The organism is Mesorhizobium sp. WSM1343, from assembly GCF_055901535.1.
This window is the reverse complement of the sequence record NZ_CM148370.1, coordinates 1,755,001-1,757,500: the sequence shown is the minus strand read 5'-3', so window position 1 is coordinate 1,757,500 and position 2,500 is coordinate 1,755,001. Positions and strand designations below refer to the sequence as shown.

Sequence of the window (2,500 nt, the reverse complement as noted above, 5' to 3'; positions counted from 1 at the left end):
GCCGGCAGCACGGCACGGCACAAAACAAAAGAGCCCGCACGATGGCGGGCTTTTTTGAATTTGGTTGCGGGGACAGGATTTGAACCTGTGACCTTCAGGTTATGAGCCTGACGAGCTACCGGGCTGCTCCACCCCGCGTCAATTTTTGTGTAAGCCGAGGCCTACAGATAGGTATATGGCTGACCAAATGAAAGGGCCGCTTACGCGGCCCGTGATCCCTTGGCGGGCCATTTCATAAAGAGAAGATTTCTCTCCATCCGATTTGGATGTGAGATCAACGTGCGTTTGGCAGACCTGGCAGCGACCTACTCTCCCGCGTCTTGAGACGAAGTACCATCAGCGCTGGAGCGTTTCACGGCCGAGTTCGGAATGGGATCGGGTGCAGCCGCTCCGCCATAACCACCAGGTCGGCAAAACGCACGTTGTTCGAGAAGCTTTTGAGCGAAGGCGCACAAAGAGACATCGGCAGCGGAGCTGTCGGGTGCCTCTCGGGGCTGTTCGCTGGTCTTTGTGTGCCTTTACGGTTCTTGGTCTGGCGCCTTTCGAAGCGAAGCTTCGCAAGGTCGACCGACCGTCGGCGCTGATGCGCCGCACCCACGTAGCGCCGCCCGCAGGGCGGAACAAGCGTGAGTGAGAACAGACCATCTGACTTTGTCAGATGGGCATAAGGAATGAGAACGATCAAGCCGATCGAACTATTAGTACCGGTAAGCTTCAAGCGTTGCCGCTCTTCCACACCCGGCCTATCAACGTGGTCGTCTTCCACGGTTCTCAGGGAATACTCGTTTTAAGGTGGGTTTCCCGCTTAGATGCCTTCAGCGGTTATCCCGTCCGGATATAGCTACCCTGCTATGCGGCTGGCGCCACAACAGGTCCACCAGAGATCCGTCCATCCCGGTCCTCTCGTACTAGGGACAGATCCTTTCAATATTCCTACACCCACGGCAGATAGGGACCGAACTGTCTCACGACGTTCTGAACCCAACTCACGTACCGCTTTAAATGGCGAACAGCCATACCCTTGGGACCTGCTCCAGCCCCAGGATGCGATGAGTCGACATCGAGGTGCCAAACAACCCCGTCGATATGGACTCTTGGGGGTCATCAGCCTGTTATCCCCGGCGTACCTTTTATCCGTTGAGCGATGGCCCTTCCACGCGGGACCACCGGATCACTATGACCGACTTTCGTCTCTGCTCGACTTGTCAGTCTCGCAGTCAGGCAGGCTTATGCCATTGCACTCAGCGAACGATTTCCGACCGTTCTGAGCCCACCATCGCGCGCCTCCGTTACTCTTTAGGAGGCGACCGCCCCAGTCAAACTACCCACCATACATTGTCCCGGACCCGGATAACGGGCCGCGGTTAGACATCCATAGTAATAAGGGTGGTATTTCAAGGGTGGCTCCACCTGAGCTGGCGCCCAGGCTTCAAAGCCTACCACCTATCCTACACATGCCACTACGAATGCCAATGTAAAGCTATAGTAAAGGTGCACGGGGTCTTTCCGTCTAACCGCAGGAACCCCGCATCTTCACGGGGAATTCAATTTCACTGAGTCTATGCTGGAGACAGCGGGGAAGTCGTTACGCCATTCGTGCAGGTCGGAACTTACCCGACAAGGAATTTCGCTACCTTAGGACCGTTATAGTTACGGCCGCCGTTTACTGGGGCTTCGATTCAGAGCTTGCACCCCTCCTCTTAACCTTCCAGCACCGGGCAGGCGTCAGACCCTATACGTCGTCTTGCGACTTCGCAGAGCCCTGTGTTTTTGATAAACAGTCGCTACCCCTGGTCTGTGCCACCCTCCTCTACTTGCGTAGAAAAGGGTCACGCTTCTTCCGAAGTTACGCGTGCAATTTGCCGAGTTCCTTCAGCATAGTTCTCTCAAGCGCCTTGGTATACTCTACCAGACCACCAGTGTCGGTTTCGGGTACGGTTTATAAGGAGGAGCTATTTCCTGGAACCACGCAGCAGCCCGTTCAATCCGATAAGATTGGACTACCTCAATGATCCGTCACTACCTCCAAGCCCACGAATATTAACGTGGTTCCCATCGACTACGCGTTTCCGCCTCGTCTTAGGGGCCGGCTAACCCTGCTCAGATTAGCTTTAAGCAGGAACCCTTGGTCTTTCGGCGGGGAGTCTCTCACTCCCCTTACGTTACTCATGTCAGCATTCGCACTTCTGATACCTCCACCACCCCTCACGGGTATGGCTTCATCAGCTTACAGAACGCTCCGCTACCGCTTGGCCCTTGCGGACCAAACCCTAAGCTTCGGTGTATGGCTTTAGCCCCGTTACATTTTCGGCGCAAAGACCCTTATTTAGACCAGTGAGCTGTTACGCTTTCTTTAAATGATGGCTGCTTCTAAGCCAACATCCTGGTTGTTTTGGGATCCTCACATCCTTTCCCACTTAGCCATAACTTGGGGACCTTAGCTGTAGGTCAGGGTTGTTTCCCTTTTCACGACGGACGTTAGCACCCGCCGTGTGTCTGC

Annotated in this window: 1 tRNA gene and 2 rRNA genes (1 of these 3 cut by a window edge); all 3 read right to left on the bottom strand. The window is 54.9% G+C overall.

Annotated features, from left to right (window positions below):
* Nucleotides 1-61 precede the first annotated feature (61 nt).
* Nucleotides 62-138 (bottom strand) — tRNA-Met (locus AC0NIL_RS08490).
* 154 nt (nt 139-292) lie between these two features.
* Nucleotides 293-407: ribosomal RNA gene (rrf, locus tag AC0NIL_RS08485) — 5S ribosomal RNA — on the bottom strand.
* A gap of 270 nt (nt 408-677) precedes the next feature.
* Nucleotides 678-2,500 (bottom strand): 23S ribosomal RNA (locus AC0NIL_RS08480) (it continues 997 nt past the right edge of the window).